This window comes from Niveispirillum sp., assembly GCF_052437035.1.
In the GTDB taxonomy this organism is placed as follows: domain Bacteria; phylum Pseudomonadota; class Alphaproteobacteria; order Azospirillales; family Azospirillaceae; genus Niveispirillum.
This window is the reverse complement of sequence record NZ_JBQVOH010000004.1, coordinates 344,264-361,640: the sequence shown is the minus strand read 5'-3', so window position 1 is coordinate 361,640 and position 17,377 is coordinate 344,264. Positions and strand designations below refer to the sequence as shown.

The window sequence follows — 17,377 nt, the reverse complement described above, 5'->3', positions numbered from 1 at the left end:
AGGGGACATTACCCCCGCGCCAGTTCCGCCGGGCTGCGGAACAGCAGGTCGCGGGGGCTGATACGGGCGATGAAGGCGGCGAAGTCGCGATCCTCGCCATGCACGGCATCGTGATAGGCGTCGAACAAATCCTCATAGAGCTGCAATTCCTTCAGCAGGGCCGTCTTCTGCTGGAGCGAGGCCTGTTCCATCAGGTCGGTATGCAGCATGGCCAGACCCGCCACCCGCCAGTCGGCACCGGCGAAGAACGGGATCAGCACCAGATTCTCATCGGCCTTGTTGCCGGCGGAAAAGATGATACGGCCCAGGCGCAGGGCGCGGCGCTTGCTGCCCGTGGCGGCGCGGCCACCATCATAGCCCGATGCCTTGCCCGCCGACACGCCGATGCGGGCAGTGGCGGCCAGGACCGGCACCCCGTCCTTGCCCTCGCCCTTCAGCCCGTAAAGGATGCCGCCGGCGACATTGGTCAGGATGGAGGAAAACGCGATCAGGGTCTGGCGATCCGCCTCGGCCAGCGCCTCATGCGAGACGCCAAGCGCCGTCAGCGCCGTCAGGATGGTAGGCGCCACTTCCCGCGCGGGCCGCGAGATGCCGACCGTGACGGTCTTGGCCTGATGGCGGATGGTATCGACGGGGCGGCTGGTTTCTTCAAACAGCTTGCGCATCAGCTCCACCCCGCCCGACAGCAGGGCGGTGCGGCTGCCCGCGTCGGCGGTGGCGAGGGAGGTGGAGAGGGCGGCCAGTTGTGCCACGGCGCGCGGCGGCAGGGCCGCGTCCTGTTCGCCATCGGCCACACGGCGCAGTTCCACGGCGATGGCGTCGATGATGGGGGCCAGCGGACGGTCCTTCTCAACCAGCGCCTGTTCGATGGAAACACCCAGGGCGCGGAACCCCTGTGACCGGCGGTCGATGGCGCGGGCGGCGTGGAAGCCCCAAAGATGGCCGACCACGGTCGCCAGCACGAAATCCAGCCCAGCCCCCGCCGACGGCACGCGGATCACCGCCTCGGCATAGCTATCAAAGCAGGTTTCGCCCTTGGCGGCGATGACCAGCGGCTTGCCGGCATGGGCCTTGAAAATCGCCACTTCCTTGGCCGTATCCTGCGCCAGCAGGGGCGGCAGATCATTGGCGATGACCAGCGTCAGCGGCTCCGTCGACAGGTCGATATGCTTCTTGTCTTCGGTGAAATCGACGGGGATCGACTTGTAGCAAAGCTCTGACAGCTTGATGCGGATTTCCTCTGCCGCGATCTTGTTGGGGCCGTTGCCGACGACCGCCCAATAGCGGTTCTGCGGCGCGTAGCGTTCGGCACAGGCGGCGATCAGGTCTTCCTCGTCCAGCACTTCCTGAATGCGTGCGGGCAGCCCTTCAAGCGCCACCAGTTCATCATGGATCTGGGTGGGCGACAGGCTGCCCAGCGCGTCGGCAATGCACAGCGCCGTCAGCTTGCCCGCCGCCACCTGGCTGTAAAAGGCCTTGGTGCTGGCCACCGCCATTTCGATGTCCCGCCCGTCGCTGGTGAACAGATGGCTGTCGGACTTGCGGACCAGCGGGCTGTTGCGGCGGTTGACGATGGCGTGGATCCAGGCGCCTGACGCGCGGGCCAGATCGACGGTGCGGTTGGTGTCGGTGGTGGTGCCGGACTGGCTGATGGCGATGACGATGGCGTCATCCAGGCGCACACCATCCAGATCGGACGACAGTTCCGACGCCTTCGCCGCCTCCACATGGATCGACGTGCCGGGCAGGGCCTGACGCAGCAGATGGGCGACACCCATGCCGGCGATGGCCGCGGTGCCCTGGCCTGTCACGAAGATGCGGCGGATGGCGGGCTTTGCCGGGTCGGCCAGACGCCGGCGCAATCCTGCCCAGATGCCGTCGGGGCCAAGGTCGAAGCTGGCGGCGCGGCCCTGGCGGGTATAGCGGCCCACCAGCGTCTTGCGCACCGACGTGGCGCTTTCATGCACTTCCTTTTCAAAGAAATGCGCGAAATCGCCCCGGAAAATGTCGCGGCTGAAAATCTCGATGGTTTCGGGTTTCAGCTCTGTATCGGCGCCATCATCGATGGTGCGGGCACTGATCGCCGGTTCGCCATCCAACGTGGAGAGCGTCACCTGCAACCCGCCCTTTTCCACCTTGGCCATGGCGATAGAGGCGCGGGCGCGCGGGGCCAGACCGTAATTCTCCGACGCGATGATAAGACCGTCGCGAACCTGCGCCAGGAACAGCGACTGGCCGCTGCCCTTCTGCCCGAAATAAAGCCGCTGGGGCTGTGTCGGGTGCAACAGGCCGATGGCGACGGACCCTTCAAACTGCCGCAGCGCCGATAGGAAACGGTCGGGCGTGTTGGTACCCGGCGTCAGGCGGAAGGCGACGGGGATGATCTTGGCATCGGTGGTCACCTGGGCCGGCACCTCATGCCCGGCGGCGCGCACCAGACCGTCCTTCAGGCCCCGGTAATTGTCGATATCGCCGTTCAGGACGCACATCGTGTCGGCATCGGCGGCCAAGGTCGGGGCATTGTCGCCGGCCAGCCAGCCCGATTGCGGGTGACAGTTGGGCAGGTTGATGGCCCCGTGCGAGGCCCAGCGTGTATGGGCCAGGATTGCCACCTGATCGGCCTGCAAGGCGATGGACCAGAGCAAGGCGTCGGCCCGCACCTTGGCTCGCAGGGTGGCGCCATTGTCGCCCAGCTGCCCGATCAACTGCGCCACCTTATAGGTGAAGCGCGCGGTGGCCCCGCCATCGGGCAGGGCATGGATGGTGACAGCGCCATCGGCATCGAACGCGTCGCGCCCGGCGGATGCCGCCTGACGCCGCCAATCCGCCATCTGCCCATCCGACACGGGGCCGGGCAGGCGCAGCTGCACCGCCACGCCGGCGCTGTCACGCCCACGCACCTCCAGCCGGTCCAGATTCTCCAGAACCTGTTCGATGGACCAAGCCGTGAAATGCTGGGCGCGGGCCGGGGTCGGCACGCCCCCGATCAACGAAAGGGTGCGGTCGATATTGGCCAGCACCTCGTTTCGCAACTGCCAGCCGTAATCGCGCAGACGCTCGGCGGTGCGTTCGGCGGCGGGATCACGGGCGATGGGGCTGGCCTTCAGCTCCGCCTCCAGCCCCTCGATCCGGCTGGCGGCCTGGGTCAGCCGGTCGCGCAGGTCGGCGCGTTCCACCAGCGCCAGATGCGTGGCAAAGGCCATCAGGTCGTCAAAGCGGGCATGCAGTTGATCCAGCATGGCATCAATGCCAGCCAGATGGCCGATCCCGGCATCGCGCAGCCCATCGGCCAGCAGGGCGATCCAGGAGACGTCGTTATCCTGGTGCCAGGTCAGGTTCGACAAAAAACCCGCAATGCCGCACATGTCCAAAATCCCTTTGTAAAGATACGCCGCCTTGATACCCCGAGGCCCCCGCCCGGTGCAAACAATGTGCATGCCCCTCGAAAGGGGCGGAATTGCGGTGATGGTGATAACGGGGAACGGAAAGGGCATGAGTGGTGTTGCCCTCACCCTCCCATCGGCTGGCGCAGACGGCCCCCTCCCTCTCCCACGTTCGTGGGCGAGGGGTGAAATTTAGCCCCTCGCCCGCATCGCGGGAGAGGGAGGGGCCCAAGCCGGAAGGCTTGGGAGGGTGAGGGTGCAACACCCTCTACCGCAGCTGCAACAGGTCCCACTTGTTCCCATAAAGGTCCTGGAAGACCGCGACGCTGCCATAGGCCTCGTGCCGTGGTTCCTCCAGGAATTGCAGGCCGGCCGCTGTCATGGCGGCATGGTCGCGTGCGAAATCGTCGGTATGCAGGAACAGGAAGACGCGGCCCCCGGCCTGATGGCCGATCTGCGCCTCCTGTTCCGGCCCTGCCGCCTGGGCCAGCAGCAGACGGGTTTCCGTGGCCCCCTTCGGGGCCATCAGAACCCAGCGTTTGCCGCCGCCAAGGTCGGTGTCGCTGACCAGCGTGAAGCCCGCCCGGTCACGGTACCAGGCGATGGCTTCGTCATAATCCCGTACCAGCAGGGTCAGGGCGCCGATGGCGGGCATGGGGTCAGTCGCGCAGCAGGTCGTTGATGGAGGTCTTGGACCGGGTCTGTGCATCCACGCGCTTCACGATCACGGCGCAGGACAGGGACGGGCCGGGGCTGCCGTCGGGCAGGGCCTTGCCCGGCAGGCTGCCGGGGACGACGACGGAGTAGGCGGGAACGCGGCCCACGAACACTTCGCCGGTCGTGCGGTCGATGATCTTGGTCGTGGCGCTGATGAACACGCCCATGGACAGGACGGCGCCCTGTTCCACGATCACGCCTTCCACCACTTCCGACCGCGCGCCGATGAAGCAATCATCCTCGATGATGACGGGACCGGCCTGCAACGGCTCCAGCACGCCGCCGATGCCCACGCCGCCCGACAGATGCACATTCTTGCCGATCTGGGCGCAGGAACCGACCGTGGCCCAGGTGTCGACCATCGTGCCCTTGTCGACAAAGGCCCCTACATTGACGAAGCTGGGCATCAGAACCACGCCCGGCGCGATATAGGCGCTACGGCGCACCACGCTGCCCGGCACGGCGCGGAAACCGGCCTGGCGCCAGCCGGCCTCGTCCCAGCCATCGAACTTCGACGGGACCTTGTCCCACCAGGACGCCCCGCCCGGCGCGCCGGAAATCATGGCATTGTCATTCAGGCGGAAGGACAGCAGCACGGCCTTCTTCAGCCACTGGTTCACGGTCCAGGACCCGTCCAGCTTTTCCGCCACCCGCGCCTCGCCGGCATCCAGCAGCGACAGGGCCTTGTTGACGGCGTCGCGCACGTCACCGGTGGTGGAGAAACCCAGATTGGCGCGGTCTTCCCAGGCCTGGTCGATGGTGCGGGCGAGATCGGCGAAGCTGCTCATCGCGGGTGGTCCTGATGTTCGGTTTAGGAAGGATCGGCGGGGACTTTGGGGGTGGGCACCCTGGGTGTCAACGAAGCCTCAAGCAAGGCGCCCATGCCCGCACGGTCGTTCGGGAAAACGCCCTTACCGCAGATGCGCCGTGATCTCGGCCAGCCATGCCTCCACATCGGCGATGACATGGTGCACATGGTCGCCGGGATGGATGTGGGCGCTGGGATCGGGGTGGGAATATTCGCTGTCGGTGCGTACCCAGACGGTCGTCATGCCGGCGGCGGCGGCCGGCAACAGATTGCGGTGCAGATCCTCCACCATGGCGGCACGGGCAGGATTGATCCCGAAGTTGCGGATCATGGTGGCATAGGGGGCGGGATCGGGCTTTGGCACGTAATCGGCGGCCACGATGTCGAAGATGCCGTCGAAATGATCGGCCACACCCAGCCGGGCCATCACATTTTCGGCATGGCGGACGGACCCGTTGGTGAAGATCACCTTACGTCCCGGCAGCGCCTTCAAGGCGTCGGCCAGCAAGGGCGATGGGGCCACTGGCGTCACGTCGATATCATGGACATAGGCCAGGAACGGTGCCGGGTCCATGCCATGGTCGATCATCATCCCGCGCAGCGAGGTACCGTGCAGCCGGTAATATTCCTTCTGCTTCAACCGCGCCGCCTCCCGCTCCATGCCCAACGCCTGGGCGATGTAATCGGTGATGCGTACATCGACCTGGGCGAACAGGTTACAGCGGGCCGGGTACAGCGTGTTGTCCAGGTCGAAGACCCAATGGTCGACATGGGCAAAACGGTCGGCAAGAGCGGCGGCCAGCGGGGTGGTGGCGGTCTGATAAGCGTTTGTCATGATTGTAACATGATCAACCGCCGATGTGACCGCAAGGGCAATGGACCGCAAGGCTCCGGTGCGTTACCACTGGATCAGCGAGAATTGGTTACCACGGGAGCGCCCCGGCCTTGTCACCCACCCCCGGCCCTGCCGATGCCATTGATATCGTGGCCCTGCCTGCCCTGCTGGAGGGCTGGCCCGGTCCCGGCCTGACGCTGGACGGGCAGGGGCAACCCCTGGCGTTGAATGCCGGCGCACGGCAACTGGCGGACCGGCATGATGGCTGGCTGATCGAACTGGGCCGCTGGGCCGCGTCCGGCGGGCCCTTGTCGGAACCGCACCGGTCGGTGCCAGTTGAAACGGGCAGCGGGCCGGGTGTCGTGGAATTCACCACCGTCCTTCTCACCGATGGCGGGGTGCTGTGCCTGGGCCGGGAGGTGACGCTGGAACGCCGCCTGCGCCACGCCCTGACCGAAAGCCGGCAGCGGTATAAGGATCTGGTCGATATCTCGTCCGACTTCGCCTGGGAAGTGGGGCCGGACGGGCGGTTTGTCTTCGTGTCGGCGGCAGGCGCCATCGGCTATCACCCCGATGATCTGATCGGTCGGCACCCGTCGGAATTCGTGCTGGGCGATTTCGCGGATCAGCCGCTGCCCTTCGATACCGCTGTTGGGATCGAACGGACGGAGGTCTGGCTGCGGGCCAAGGATGGGGAGGCGGCCTGCCTCATCTCCTCCGCCGTGCCCCTGGTCGGGCCGCAGGGCGACTGGATCGGGGCGCGTGGTGCCTGCCGCGACATTACCGAGGCGCGGGTGAAGGGCATGGAACTGGCCCAGGTCCGCCTGCGTGAGAAATATCTGGGCTATATCGTCTCCTCCACCCGCGACGACGTGGACCCGGCCAAGACGCTGGAGATCGCGGTGGGCGTGGCGGTGAATGCGACCGGGGCCGGTGGTGCCCGGCTTTATGCCCGCACCGGCGATGCCTTCGTGGAGGCTGCGGCCCAACTGGCCATGGCACCCAATATTGTGGAGGCCATCCCCCCCTTCCTGGAACAGGTGGCCGAACAGGCTGAACCGATCACGACATTGGTCAATGGCTATGGCATGCTGGCCACCCGCACCCTGTTCCGGCACGAGGTGAATGGTGCCATCCTGGTCTGGCGCGGTGATGGGCTGGACTGGAGCGAGGATGATTTCTCGATGATCCAGGCCATCGCCGATCAGGTGGGCGTGGCCGTGGCCCAGGCCCGCTACCAGGAACGGTTGAAGACGCTGTCGGAACGTGACGGTCTGACCGGTCTTTACAATCGCCGTACTTTCATGGAACTGCTGGAAAGCCGTCTGGACAAGCAGACGGGGGGCGGGTCTGCCCTGCTTTACTTCGATCTCGACAATTTCAAGGCCGTGAACGACAAGCTGGGTCATGGGGCGGGCGATGATGTGCTGCGCGCCGTGGGTGAGTTGTTGGGCACGCTGGCCCGGCCCAGCGACCTTTGCGGTCGTCTGGGCGGGGATGAATTCGTGCTGTGGATCGACCGCGTGGACGAGGCACAGTCCGTCGCCGTGGCCGACCGCCTGCTGCGCGAAGCCGCGGAATTCCTGCGTCCCCTGTCGGCCTCACCCGAAAAGCCCCTGGGCGTTTCGGTGGGGGTCGCGGTCTATCGCGGTGGCTCGGGCGAGTTGGCACAGGGCCTTGTCGACCGGGGTGACCAGGGTATGTATGCTGCCAAACGCATGGGCAAGGGCCATCGCGCCCTGTCCCCGGCCTTCACGGCTGATTGAGAACGGGATACGGTTCTTAAATGAAAGGTTCCACCCCCACCACGCCGCTGGATTACGATACGGCCAAGAAGCTGGCGGCCAGCGATGATGCCGGACAGCGCCGGATGGTGGCGTCGCGCGCCGATACCAAGCCGGAACTCCTGTTCTATCTGGCCAATGACGAAAGTGCCGAGGTGCGGCGCGAGATTGCGCGCAACAATGCCACGCCTCGCCAAGCGGATCTGCTGCTCTGCGGCGACCCGGACGAGGAGGTGCGGTCGGGTCTGGCGCGCAAGATCGCGATGCTGGTGCCCACACTGCCTGCCGACCGGGTGGGACAGCTTGAACGCATGACCCTCGACATTGTGGAGGCGCTGGCCAAGGATCAGGCCTCCGCCGTGCGCCGTGTGGTGGCCGAAACCCTGAAGGATCAGCCGGGCGCGCCGCCGCACCTGATCCAGCAACTGGCCCGTGACCTGGAACTGTCGGTATCGGGTCCCGTCCTGCGCTTCTCGCCGCTGCTGACCGATGACGATCTGCTGTCGATCATCGGCAGCCAGCCGATGGATGGCAAGCTGGTTGCCATTGCCCAGCGTGCCGGCCTGTCGGGCGGCGTGTCGGAGGCGGTGGCCCGCACACAGTCGGAAGCGGCGGTGGCGGCCCTTTTGGGTAATGAATCGGCGCAGATCCGGGAAGAGACGCTGGACCGTATCATCGACATGGCGCCCCGGTTCGAACCCTGGCACGGCCCCCTGGTCCGCCGTCCGGCCCTGCCGCCCAAGGCGGCGGCCCGCATCGTGGGCTTTGTCAGCGAACAACTGATGCGCGTGCTGGAGAACCGTACCGACCTGCCGCCTGATGTGCGTGCGGCGGTGCGCAGCGCGGTGCAGGAACGGGCGCGGAGCGCCAACAAGGGCGGTGGGGCGGAACCGCTGGGCATTGGCGATGACGAGCCGGAGGAGGCGCCCAAGGAGCGCCCCATGGACCGGGCGCGCAAGGCCCACGCTGCCGGCAAGCTGGACGAGGATATGGTGGCCGCAGCATTGACCCAGGGTGACCGCGCCTTCGTGCTGGCGGCACTGTCGGTGCGGGGCAATGTACCCATCGACGCGGTGGACAAGATCATTGGTGGGCAGAGCGCGCGCGGGGTGACGGCTTTGTGCTGGCGGGCCAAGCTGTCCATGCGCCTATGCCGGCAAATCCAGCTGCGGGTGGCGAACATTCCGCCGACATCGGTGTTGAATGCACGGGAAGGCACCCATTACCCGATGTCGGACAGCGAGATGAACTGGCAGCTTGAATTCTTCGGACTGAAGGCATGAGGCCATGAACGCCGCCGCTGACCCGGATACGGCCCCGCCGACCCATCCAGGCCCCGTCGGCCTGATGTCGGGCACGGCGGCCCGCCGGGTCATGCAGTCGCTGATGCGCACGGGCCAGGAGGCGCGGTTCATCGGCGGCTGCGTGCGGGATGCGTTCCTGGGTATCCAGGCCGCCGATATCGACATCGCCACACCGCTGGTCCCGGAAGAGGTGACGCGCCGGCTGCGCCAGGACGGTATCCGCGTCATCCCCACAGGCATTGAGCATGGTACCGTCACCGCCTTGACGGAGGGATCGTCGTTCGAGATCACGACACTGCGCCGTGATGTCGAAACCGATGGGCGGCGCGCGGTCGTGTCCTTCACCGATGACTGGCTTGAAGATGCCAGCCGCCGCGATTTCACCTTCAACGCCATGTCGCTGACCCCGGAAGGGGAGCTGTACGATCCGTTCGACGGGGTGCGTGACCTGAAGGGCGGTCGCGTGCGCTTCATCGGGCAGGCGCGGGAACGGATTGCGGAGGATGTGCTGCGCATCCTGCGTTTCTTCCGTTTTCATGCCCGGTTCGGCCAGGGGCGGCCCGACCCCGATGCCCTGGCCGCCTGTGCCACCATGGCACCGCTGCTGCCATCCCTGTCGGGCGAGCGGGTGCAGCAGGAGGTGATGCGCATCCTGGCCCAGGACCGGATGGTGGAGGTCTGGCGCCTGATGATCGATTGCGGGGTGGTGGCGCAGACCCTGCCGCACGCTACCAATGTCACGCGGCTGGCCGCACTCGACCGACTGGAATGGCTGGTGGGGGAGGCGCATCCCATGGCGCATCTGGCAGCATTGCTGCCATCGGGCCTGTCGGCGGCGGCGGATACGGCGGAACGGATGCGCCTGTCGAATGCCAACCGCGACTATCTTCTGTCGCTCTGCGCCCCGCCGGTCGATGTGCATCCCGACCTGACGGTCACCAGCCGCCGCCATGCCTTGCAGAAACTGGGGCCGGAAACCTACCGCGACCTGTTGCTGCTGGCCGCCGCGACGCGGGGAACGCCCGCCGTGGAACTGCTGGAGGCGCTGGCGGAGGCGGCGACCTGGGTCGTGGTGCCCTTCCCCCTGAAGGGCCGCGACCTGCTGGAAATGGGGGTGCCGCCCGGACCGGAGGTGGGGGTGATGCTGGCCTCGCTGGAAGGGTGGTGGGCGGCCCGTGATTACCGGCCCACGCGTGAGGATTGCCTGACCGAACTGTCCCGCCGTATGGCCGACCGGCAGCGCGATCAAGCGTCGCCTGCAAAATCATAAGGTAATCTAACCCTTTGGTAGCAAGCCAGATACGCTGTCCTGGCGGTATGGTTAAGGGCCGGCGGAAACCGCCGGATCGGGGACCGGGGGTAGTAATGAAATTATCGATCAAAGCGACCTTGCTGGCCGTTCTGGCTATGCTGGGGCTTGTGATACTGGCCAATGGCTTTGTGTCCTGGCGGGCATTGAGCGTGGCGCAGGCCGATCTTCAGGAAATCTATAATGGCCGCGTGGTGCCGCAGCGGGAACTGAAGATCATCGCCGACGCCTATGCCGTTTCCATCGTCGATGCCTCGCACAAGGTGCGAAACGGCAATGTCGGTTGGGATGAAGGCCTGGCATCCGTTCGCAAGGCGCAGGCCGATATTGCCACCGCCTGGAAAGGGTTCAGCACCGTTCCCCATCCGGACCCCAAGGAAGCCGCTCAGATCAAGGCCGCGTACGAGGCGCTGACCAAGGCTGACAAGGCGGTGGGCGACCTGATCACCATTCTGGCGGCAAAGGATGCGGCGGCCCTGGACCAGTTCGTGAAGGAACGGCTCTATCAGAGCATCGATCCCGTCTCCGGTGACATCTCAAACCTGATCGACACCGGTGTGGGCAAGGCCGGCGGTCTATATGACCATGCCGATGCCGCTGCCGATCGCGCGATTCTCCTGGCAGAGCTGCTGCTGCTGGTCGGTGCAGCGTCGATCGTGCTGGGCGTCTGGTCGGTGCTGAACCGGGTGGTGCGGCCTATGGCGGGCCTGACCGCGACGCTGGAGGTGCTGGCGCGGGAGGATTTCACGCCGGTGGTTCCCTTCACCGACAAGCATGACGAGATCGGGACCATGGCCCGTGCCGTGGACGTGTTGAAGCAGGGCGGGGCGGAGGCCCAGCGGCTGCGTGCCGATCAGGAACGCCAGCGGACCGAGGCCGAGCGGCAGAAGCGTGAGGCGCTGGAAGCCATGGCGCAGAAGGTGGAGGGTGAAACCCGCGCCGCCGTGGACCGGGTGGCGGGCCGTACCGGCGAAATGGATACCCATGCCGGCGCCATGGCACAGTCGGCGGAACTGGTTTCCAACAACAGCCAAAATGTGGCCGCCGCCGCCGAACAGGCCCTGCACAATGCCGAAACCGTGGCGTCCGCCGCCGAGGAACTGTCCGCTTCCATCCGGGAGATCAGCGCCCAGGTGGCCCACAGCGCGGAAGTCAGCAAGCTGGCCGTGGAAAAGGGCAACGAGACCCAGACCACCATCGCCACCCTGTCCGATGCCGTGGCCCGTATCGGGGCCGTGGCCGGCATGATCCAGGAGATTGCGGCCCAGACCAACCTCCTGGCGCTCAACGCTACCATCGAGGCGGCGCGCGCGGGCGAGGCGGGCAAGGGCTTTGCCGTTGTGGCATCTGAGGTGAAGAACCTGGCCACGCAGACGGCCCGCGCCACGGAAGACATTGCCCTGCAGATCGCCGAGATCAACAGCGTCACCAGCCGGTCCGTCGATGCCGTGCGCGAAATCGGTCGCACCATTGAGGAAATGGACGGTATCTCCGGCGCCATCGCCGCCGCCATCGAGGAACAGGGGGCAGCGACGCAGGAGATCAGCCGCAATGTGCTGCAGGCCGCCGATGCCGCGCGTGAGGTGGCGGCTCGTATCGCCGATGTCTCCAACGAAGCGGCGGCCACGGGGGATCGGGCCGGTACCGTCCGGGTAACCGCAGCCGACGTCGCCCATTCCGTCACGGACCTGCGGTCGGTGCTGGTCCGCGTCGTCCGCACCTCCATGGCCGAGGTGGACCGCCGTCTGACGCAGCGGTTCAAGGTGGATGCAGTTGGTACCATCACCATCGATGGCAGGCGGCATGAGGTCACCGTGCGCGACCTGTCAAACGGTGGGGCGCTGCTGTCGCCGGTGGCCGGTATCAGCCGTTCGGCACGCGGAAAGCTGTCCGTTCCGTCGCTCTCTCTCGAAATCGGTTTCCAAACCCTGGACACGGGCGAGGAAGGGCTGCATCTCTTGTTCACGATCCAGGGCGATGAACAAGCCGCCCTCGCCCAGACGCTGCGCCGTCTGGGGGCGGCGGCGTGACGGGAGGGGCCGATGCGGGCCAGTGACATCGACGGCGTGCTGGCTTTCTGGTTCCAGGAGGCGGGACCCGCCAAATGGTTTGGTGGCGGGCCGGACTTTGATGTGCTGGTGACACACCGGCTTCTGCCCGCGCATCTGGCCGCCGGCAATGGCGATCTGGCCGATTGGACGGAAAGCCCGGAAGGGGTGCTGGCCCTGTGCATCCTGCTGGATCAGGCGCCGCGCAACATGTTCCGGGGGACGGCACGGGCCTTTGCCACCGACCCGGTGGCCCTGACCATCGCCACCGATGCCATTGCCCGCGAACAGGACCTGATGCTGCCGGAGGATCAGCGCCTGTTCATCTATCTGCCGTTTGAGCATTCCGAACGGATCGAGGATCAGCGGCTGGCCGTGCGCCTGTTCGCCAACCGCACACGTGATCCGGCCCTGCTGGACTATGCCTGCCGCCATCTGGCGGTTATCGCCCAATATGGCCGCTTCCCCCACCGCAACGCCATCCTGGAGCGGGAAAGCACGCAAGCGGAGCTGGCCTATCTGGCCATGCCGGGATCGGGGTTCTGAAGACCCCGATCCCGTGACCCATGATCAGGCTGCTGCCTTGCGGGTATCGATCCAGCCTTGCACCACCTCCTCCAGGATCGGCAGGGTGACGGCACCGTTCGTCAGGACGGCGTCGTGGAAGCCGCGGATGTCGAATTTCGGCCCCAGCTCCGCCTTGGCCTTTTCCCGCAGTTCCAGGATCTTGTTCATCCCGATCTTGTAACCCAGCGCCTGACCCGGCCAGACGAAGTAGCGGTCAATCTCCGTCCGGTTGTCGGCGAGGGGGTTGGCGGTATTCTCGTCCATCCAGGCCACCGCCTGTTCGCGGGTCCAGCGCTTGTGATGGATGCCGGTATCCAGGACCAGACGGCCCGCGCGGAACAGTTCGGAGATGATGCGCCCAGCCTCCGACAGCGGTTCCTTGTAGAAGCCGTAATCCTTGGCCATGCGCTCAGTATACATGGCCCAGCCTTCGCCATAGGCGGTGTCCCAGGCGTACTTGCGGAAAGTGGGCAGGCCTTCTACCTCCTGCGCGATGGCGATCTGCATGTGATGGCCGGGCAGGCCCTCATGATGGCACAGCGCCTCCAGATCATGGCGCGTCTGCACCGACATGTCGTAGAGGTTGGCGTAGAAGACGCCGGGCCGCGTGCCATCGGGGGATGACGGTTCATAGAAGGCGCTGGGCGTGGCCTTCTCGCGATAGGCTTCCACCGGCTTCACCACCACCTTGGCCTTGGGCAGGGTGCCGAACATTTCCGGCAGACGGGCGGCCATGTCGTCGATATAGCGGGTGGCCGTCGCCAGATATTCCTTGCGACCCGCATCGGTATCGGGGAAGCGGACCGACGGATCGGTGCGCACGAAATTGAAGAAATCCTGCACGCTGCCCTGGAAGCCCAGCTTGGCCATGGCGGCCCGCAACTCCCCATGCAGGCGGGCGGTCTCGGCCAGACCCAGGGCGTGGATATCGTCGGCGGACATGTCCAGGCCGGTATGCAGCTTGATCTGCGCGGTGTAGAAATCGGCCCCCTGCGGCAGGGCCCAGACGCCATTGCTGTCCTTCTGCGTTGCCGCCAGATCGGCGACGGTGGCCAGGAACCGCTCATAGGCGGGCTTCACGCCCTGGACCAGGGCCTTGGTTCCCGCGGCGATCAGGGCCTTCTTTTCCGCCTCCGCGATGGCCAGCTTGCCCACCTTCTCCTTCAGATCGGCCAGAAGCGGGCTGTCCGCCTTGGCATCCTTGCCAAACGGGGCGCCGGTGATGACATTGCGCGCCGCCTCCGTTATGCGGCCAAAGCTGAAGGCGGGGGGCAGGACGCCGGCCTTGGCCTCCCGCCGCATATTCTCCGCCGCAATGTCGATAACGGCGGCAATCCCCTCCAGCCGCTTCACATAATCACGGGCATCGGCGGGATTGCTGACGGCGTGATAGCCGATCAGGAAGGAGGGGATGTCGGTATGGGCACCCTGAAGATGGCTGACGGAATAGCCATGATGGCGCCAGCGATAGGTGTCGAGGGCCCGCTGCAATTGCCCTTCAAACAGCTTGTACGAAACCCGGGCCGTGGGCGACAGGGCGTTGATGTCAAAGGCGCGCAGGGCCTTCAGCTGTTCAGCCGTGATCGACAGGTTCAACTGCTGGAACGCCTCATCCGCCAGGGTCCAGCTATCATGCGGGCCGGGCAGGCCCATGCGCGTGCGCTGTTCCGGGCTGCGGCTCAGATCATCCTGCCAGCACTTTTCCAGGAAATTGTTCAGTGCCTTGTCGGCGGGGCTGTCCTGTCCGGCCAGAGCCAGACGGGGCATGATCCCTTCCAGCGCCATGGCGGTGGCGGACAGGGCGAACAGGCCGGAAAGGGCGGTGCGGCGGGTGACGGCGGGCATAATGGCTCCGGTTATCGGTCTGGATATCTGGCCGCCATCCTTACCGTTTCCCGTCAGCGGGCCAAGATATGCATTGTAAACAGGCTGTAACGCAGGGTGCGGTTAGTTGGGGCGGCTGGGGCGGCCCTGGACCGTGTCGCTGCTGGGGCTGCGCATCACGCTTTTGCCGCCGTCGGGGTTGGGCGTGTCGGTCATGCGGTCCAGGCGGCGGTTGGGCGCATCGGGGTCGCCGAAAATCTTGCGCAGGCGATCGTATTCCTTACGGTGATTTTCCCATTCTTCCTGAAAGCTGGGCTCATTGCGCCGGCCATTGACGATGATCTCCTCCTCCATGGGAGGCTGCTCCTTGGCCTGGGCCGGCTGTGGCTGTGCGGTCTGCGCCTTCACGGCAATCGCCGTCATCAGCAGGAACAGCACGGCGCACAGCGCCAACAGCCCCGCCTCCAGCATGATCCGCATGGTATCCCGCCCCTGATCAACCACCCTGCGGTGCAGCATGTCACAGACCTATCTGCGTGAACATAGTTCAAAAGCAATAGAGAGGATCAATTAGCCGCCAGCGGCTCATACCAATCCGACGGCAGGCCCGCCAGATCGCGCGACAGGCCGTTGAAGGGGCGTTTCAGCTCGCCCTTGAAATGGGTGCGGACCAGATGCTGCCACCAGGGGCCGGCCTCCTGCCCCATGGTCTGCGCCGCCACCTGGAACCAGCGGCGGCCCGTGGCGACATGCCCAACCTCATCGCGCAGGATGATATGCAGGACCGCCACGCTTTCGGCGTCGCCGGCCCTGGTCAGGCTGTCGATGATGCCGGGCGTCACGTCTAACCCCCGCGCCTCCAGCACCATGGGCACCACGGCCAGCCGGGCCGCCAGATCATGCGCCGTCGCCTCCGACGCCTGCCACAGCCCATCATGGGCCGGCAGGTCGCCATAGGCGGCGCCCAGGCTGGCCAGACGGTCGGCCACCAGGGTGAAATGCAACGCCTCCTCATCCGCGACACGCAGCCAGTCGGTGTGGAAACTGATGGGCAGGGGCGTGCCGTCGGGCAGGGTGTGGAACCGGGCCAGGATGTCCCAGGCCAGATCAATGGCGTTCAGTTCGATATGGGCGATGGCGTGCAGCAGCGCGATGCGGTTGGCCACCGACTGGCCCTTGCCACGCTTGGGCATGTCCTTGGGGTGGCACAGTTCCGGCTTGGCCGGGCGCGCGGGCCGGGCCGGCGGGTTGGCGCGGCCCAGGTCGGTGATGGTGCCGTCCCGCCACGCCGCCGCGAAGGCACGCGACAGACGCGCCTTTTCCCGCGCATCGGCGGTGGTCAGGATTGTGACGGCGGCGGCGGAGAGGGTGGGGGGAAGCATGGTCTTCTGGCTTCAGGGGCGGATCGTTTTTGACTTCCCGGCGAAGGCCGGGACCCAGGGCCCCTCAGCGCAAACCGCTGCGCTGCCTGGCTCAAAGCTGCCGAAAGGTTGGGCGTGTGGCCCCTGGGTCCCGGCTTTCGCCGGGATGACGAAGGGGGGACTTTCCTTACACCGAAAAGCTTTCCCCACAGCCGCAACGCGCCTTCTCATTGGGGTTCTTGAAGGTGAAGCCGGATTGGAACTTGTCCTCGGCATAGTCCATTTCGCTGCCGATCAGGAACATGGTGGCGGCGGGGTCGATCAGGATGGTGACACCCTTATCCTCCACCACCTCCTCGAACTTCTTCTTTTCCTCGGCATATTCCACGAAATAGGACATGCCCGAACAGCCGCGCGTCTTCACGCCCACGCGCAGGCCGATAATGGGCTTGTCCGACCGGGACATCAGTTCCTTCACGCGGCTTGCCGCCGCGTCGGTCAGGGTCAGGGCCTTGGGCAATGCACGGGCCATCTGCGCCTCCTCTTAAAACATGTTGAGCGCGATGCGGGCATCGTCGCTCATGCGGGACGGGTCCCAGGCGGGTTCCCAGATCAGTTCGACATGGACGCTGCCGACACCTTCGACGGCGGCCACCACCTGCTGCACCTGGCCCGGCATTTCACCGGCCACGGGGCAGGCGGGGGCGGTCAGGGTCATGTCGATCTCGACATCGCCATCGGCATCAACATCGCAGCGGTAGATCAGCCCCAGCTCATAGATATTCACCGGGATTTCCGGGTCATAGACGGTGCGCAGCGCCTCTACCACCCGGTCATAGAGCGGGGCGTCGGCGGGCAGCTTCTCATCCGCCGGGATGTCCACGGGGCTGCCCATGGAGACGTCGGGGGCGATGGGGCGGTGGCTGTGGCTCATGATCGATGTCCGCTCAGAAGGACGCGTTTTCGGTGGAAGTCGTCGCCTCGCCATGCAGCGCGGCATTCATCGTGTGCCAGGCCAGCGTGGCGCATTTCACCCGCATGGGGAATTCGCGCACGCCCGATAGGACGGCCAGCTTGTCCGTGGCATCCTCGTCCAGGGGGCCATGGTCGCCCTGCTCATCCTCGTCCTTGGTGCACATGTCGTGGAAATAGCCGAATAGCGCCTCGGCCTCCTTCATCGACTTGCCACGCAGGATTTCTGTCATCAGGCTGGCGCTGGCCTGGCTGATGGCACAGCCGCGACCGTCGAAATGCAGGTCCTGAATGGTGCCGTCCTCGCCCACGGTCAGATAGATGGCGATCTTGTCCCCGCACATGGGGTTGTCACCCCGGGCCGTGCGGTTAAAGGCGGCGGGCCGACCGAAATTCCGTGGGTTCTTGCCATGGTCCAGGATGACTTCCTGGTACAGGTCGCGCAGATCATCAAACATATGGATA

The 17,377-nt window shown here is 65.8% G+C and carries 15 protein-coding genes; 5 read left to right on the top strand and 10 right to left on the bottom strand.

All coding sequences use genetic code 11. The features are described 5' to 3' along the window. Window positions 1-8: 8 nt before the first annotated feature. From ACT6Q8_RS13480 to ACT6Q8_RS13465, 4 genes are all read right to left on the bottom strand, one after another. On the bottom strand, window positions 9-3,365 hold the full coding sequence (locus tag ACT6Q8_RS13480; protein ID WP_444732705.1) for an SIS domain-containing protein: 3,357 nt from the start codon (window positions 3,363-3,365) through the stop codon (window positions 9-11). A 286-nt stretch (window positions 3,366-3,651) separates the two neighbouring features. Further along, on the bottom strand, window positions 3,652-4,038 hold the full coding sequence (locus ACT6Q8_RS13475; RefSeq protein ID WP_444732706.1) for a VOC family protein: 387 nt from the start codon (window positions 4,036-4,038) through the stop codon (window positions 3,652-3,654). Window positions 4,039-4,042: 4 nt separating this feature from the next. Further along, window positions 4,043-4,888 (bottom strand): 2,3,4,5-tetrahydropyridine-2,6-dicarboxylate N-succinyltransferase, encoded by an 846-nt coding sequence (gene dapD, locus ACT6Q8_RS13470; protein ID WP_054168617.1) that lies wholly within the window; start codon window positions 4,886-4,888, stop codon window positions 4,043-4,045. Window positions 4,889-5,011: 123 nt separating this feature from the next. Then, window positions 5,012-5,743, bottom strand: coding sequence for a pyrimidine 5'-nucleotidase (locus tag ACT6Q8_RS13465; RefSeq protein WP_054168616.1), 732 nt, complete (start codon window positions 5,741-5,743; stop codon window positions 5,012-5,014). A gap of 110 nt (window positions 5,744-5,853) precedes the next feature. Here ACT6Q8_RS13465 and ACT6Q8_RS13460 point away from each other — a divergent pair, with 110 nt between their 5' ends. From ACT6Q8_RS13460 to ACT6Q8_RS13440, 5 genes are all read left to right on the top strand, one after another. Continuing rightward, the gene (locus ACT6Q8_RS13460; RefSeq protein WP_444732707.1) at window positions 5,854-7,509 is read left to right on the top strand and encodes a sensor domain-containing diguanylate cyclase; all 1,656 of its coding nucleotides are present in this window, start codon (window positions 5,854-5,856) and stop codon (window positions 7,507-7,509) included. Window positions 7,510-7,529: 20 nt separating this feature from the next. Beyond that, entirely contained in the window at window positions 7,530-8,810 is a 1,281-nt protein-coding gene (locus ACT6Q8_RS13455) for a DUF2336 domain-containing protein (RefSeq protein ID WP_054168614.1), read from the top strand. A 4-nt stretch (window positions 8,811-8,814) separates the two neighbouring features. Continuing rightward, window positions 8,815-10,101 (top strand): CCA tRNA nucleotidyltransferase, encoded by a 1,287-nt coding sequence (locus ACT6Q8_RS13450; RefSeq protein WP_444732708.1) that lies wholly within the window; start codon window positions 8,815-8,817, stop codon window positions 10,099-10,101. 95 nt (window positions 10,102-10,196) lie between these two features. After that, the gene (locus ACT6Q8_RS13445) at window positions 10,197-12,170 is read left to right on the top strand and encodes a methyl-accepting chemotaxis protein (protein WP_444732709.1); all 1,974 of its coding nucleotides are present in this window, start codon (window positions 10,197-10,199) and stop codon (window positions 12,168-12,170) included. Window positions 12,171-12,182: 12 nt separating this feature from the next. Then, complete coding sequence (locus tag ACT6Q8_RS13440) at window positions 12,183-12,734, top strand: DUF924 family protein (RefSeq protein WP_444732710.1); 552 nt, start codon at window positions 12,183-12,185, stop codon at window positions 12,732-12,734. Window positions 12,735-12,758: 24 nt separating this feature from the next. Here the strand turns inward: ACT6Q8_RS13440 and ACT6Q8_RS13435 are convergent, their stop codons facing one another. The 6 genes from ACT6Q8_RS13435 to sufU all read right to left on the bottom strand — a co-directional run bounded on the left by ACT6Q8_RS13435 (window position 12,759) and on the right by sufU (window position 17,370). Beyond that, window positions 12,759-14,600 (bottom strand): DUF885 domain-containing protein, encoded by a 1,842-nt coding sequence (locus ACT6Q8_RS13435; protein WP_444732711.1) that lies wholly within the window; start codon window positions 14,598-14,600, stop codon window positions 12,759-12,761. A 102-nt stretch (window positions 14,601-14,702) separates the two neighbouring features. Continuing rightward, a complete protein-coding gene (locus ACT6Q8_RS13430) occupies window positions 14,703-15,059 on the bottom strand; it encodes a hypothetical protein (RefSeq protein ID WP_156344647.1) in 357 nt (118 codons plus the stop codon). A gap of 86 nt (window positions 15,060-15,145) precedes the next feature. Beyond that, the gene (locus tag ACT6Q8_RS13425; RefSeq protein WP_444732712.1) at window positions 15,146-15,961 is read right to left on the bottom strand and encodes a ferritin-like domain-containing protein; all 816 of its coding nucleotides are present in this window, start codon (window positions 15,959-15,961) and stop codon (window positions 15,146-15,148) included. 166 nt (window positions 15,962-16,127) lie between these two features. Then, window positions 16,128-16,472: a HesB/IscA family protein gene (locus tag ACT6Q8_RS13420; protein WP_054168609.1), complete on the bottom strand. Its 345-nt coding sequence runs from the start codon at window positions 16,470-16,472 to the stop codon at window positions 16,128-16,130. 12 nt (window positions 16,473-16,484) lie between these two features. After that, window positions 16,485-16,874 (bottom strand): SUF system Fe-S cluster assembly protein, encoded by a 390-nt coding sequence (locus tag ACT6Q8_RS13415; protein ID WP_082372400.1) that lies wholly within the window; start codon window positions 16,872-16,874, stop codon window positions 16,485-16,487. Window positions 16,875-16,887: 13 nt separating this feature from the next. Next, a complete protein-coding gene (sufU, locus tag ACT6Q8_RS13410; protein ID WP_054168608.1) occupies window positions 16,888-17,370 on the bottom strand; it encodes a Fe-S cluster assembly sulfur transfer protein SufU in 483 nt (160 codons plus the stop codon). Window positions 17,371-17,377 lie beyond the last annotated feature (7 nt).

Excerpts from the sequence above, each read along its gene's own strand:
- ACT6Q8_RS13480 (WP_444732705.1), bottom strand. The coding sequence starts at position 3,365 with ATGTGCGGCATTGCGGGTTTTTTGTCGAACCTGACCTGGCACCAGGAT.
- ACT6Q8_RS13475 (WP_444732706.1), bottom strand. The coding sequence starts at position 4,038 with ATGCCCGCCATCGGCGCCCTGACCCTGCTGGTACGGGATTATGACGAA.
- dapD (WP_054168617.1), bottom strand. The coding sequence starts at position 4,888 with ATGAGCAGCTTCGCCGATCTCGCCCGCACCATCGACCAGGCCTGGGAA.
- ACT6Q8_RS13465 (WP_054168616.1), bottom strand. The coding sequence starts at position 5,743 with ATGACAAACGCTTATCAGACCGCCACCACCCCGCTGGCCGCCGCTCTT.
- ACT6Q8_RS13455 (WP_054168614.1), top strand. The coding sequence starts at position 7,530 with ATGAAAGGTTCCACCCCCACCACGCCGCTGGATTACGATACGGCCAAG.
- ACT6Q8_RS13450 (WP_444732708.1), top strand. The coding sequence starts at position 8,815 with ATGAACGCCGCCGCTGACCCGGATACGGCCCCGCCGACCCATCCAGGC.
- ACT6Q8_RS13445 (WP_444732709.1), top strand. The coding sequence starts at position 10,197 with ATGAAATTATCGATCAAAGCGACCTTGCTGGCCGTTCTGGCTATGCTG.
- ACT6Q8_RS13440 (WP_444732710.1), top strand. The coding sequence starts at position 12,183 with ATGCGGGCCAGTGACATCGACGGCGTGCTGGCTTTCTGGTTCCAGGAG.
- ACT6Q8_RS13435 (WP_444732711.1), bottom strand. The coding sequence starts at position 14,600 with ATGCCCGCCGTCACCCGCCGCACCGCCCTTTCCGGCCTGTTCGCCCTG.
- ACT6Q8_RS13430 (WP_156344647.1), bottom strand. The coding sequence starts at position 15,059 with ATGCGGATCATGCTGGAGGCGGGGCTGTTGGCGCTGTGCGCCGTGCTG.
- ACT6Q8_RS13425 (WP_444732712.1), bottom strand. The coding sequence starts at position 15,961 with ATGCTTCCCCCCACCCTCTCCGCCGCCGCCGTCACAATCCTGACCACC.
- ACT6Q8_RS13420 (WP_054168609.1), bottom strand. The coding sequence starts at position 16,472 with ATGGCCCGTGCATTGCCCAAGGCCCTGACCCTGACCGACGCGGCGGCA.
- ACT6Q8_RS13415 (WP_082372400.1), bottom strand. The coding sequence starts at position 16,874 with ATGAGCCACAGCCACCGCCCCATCGCCCCCGACGTCTCCATGGGCAGC.
- sufU (WP_054168608.1), bottom strand. The coding sequence starts at position 17,370 with ATGTTTGATGATCTGCGCGACCTGTACCAGGAAGTCATCCTGGACCAT.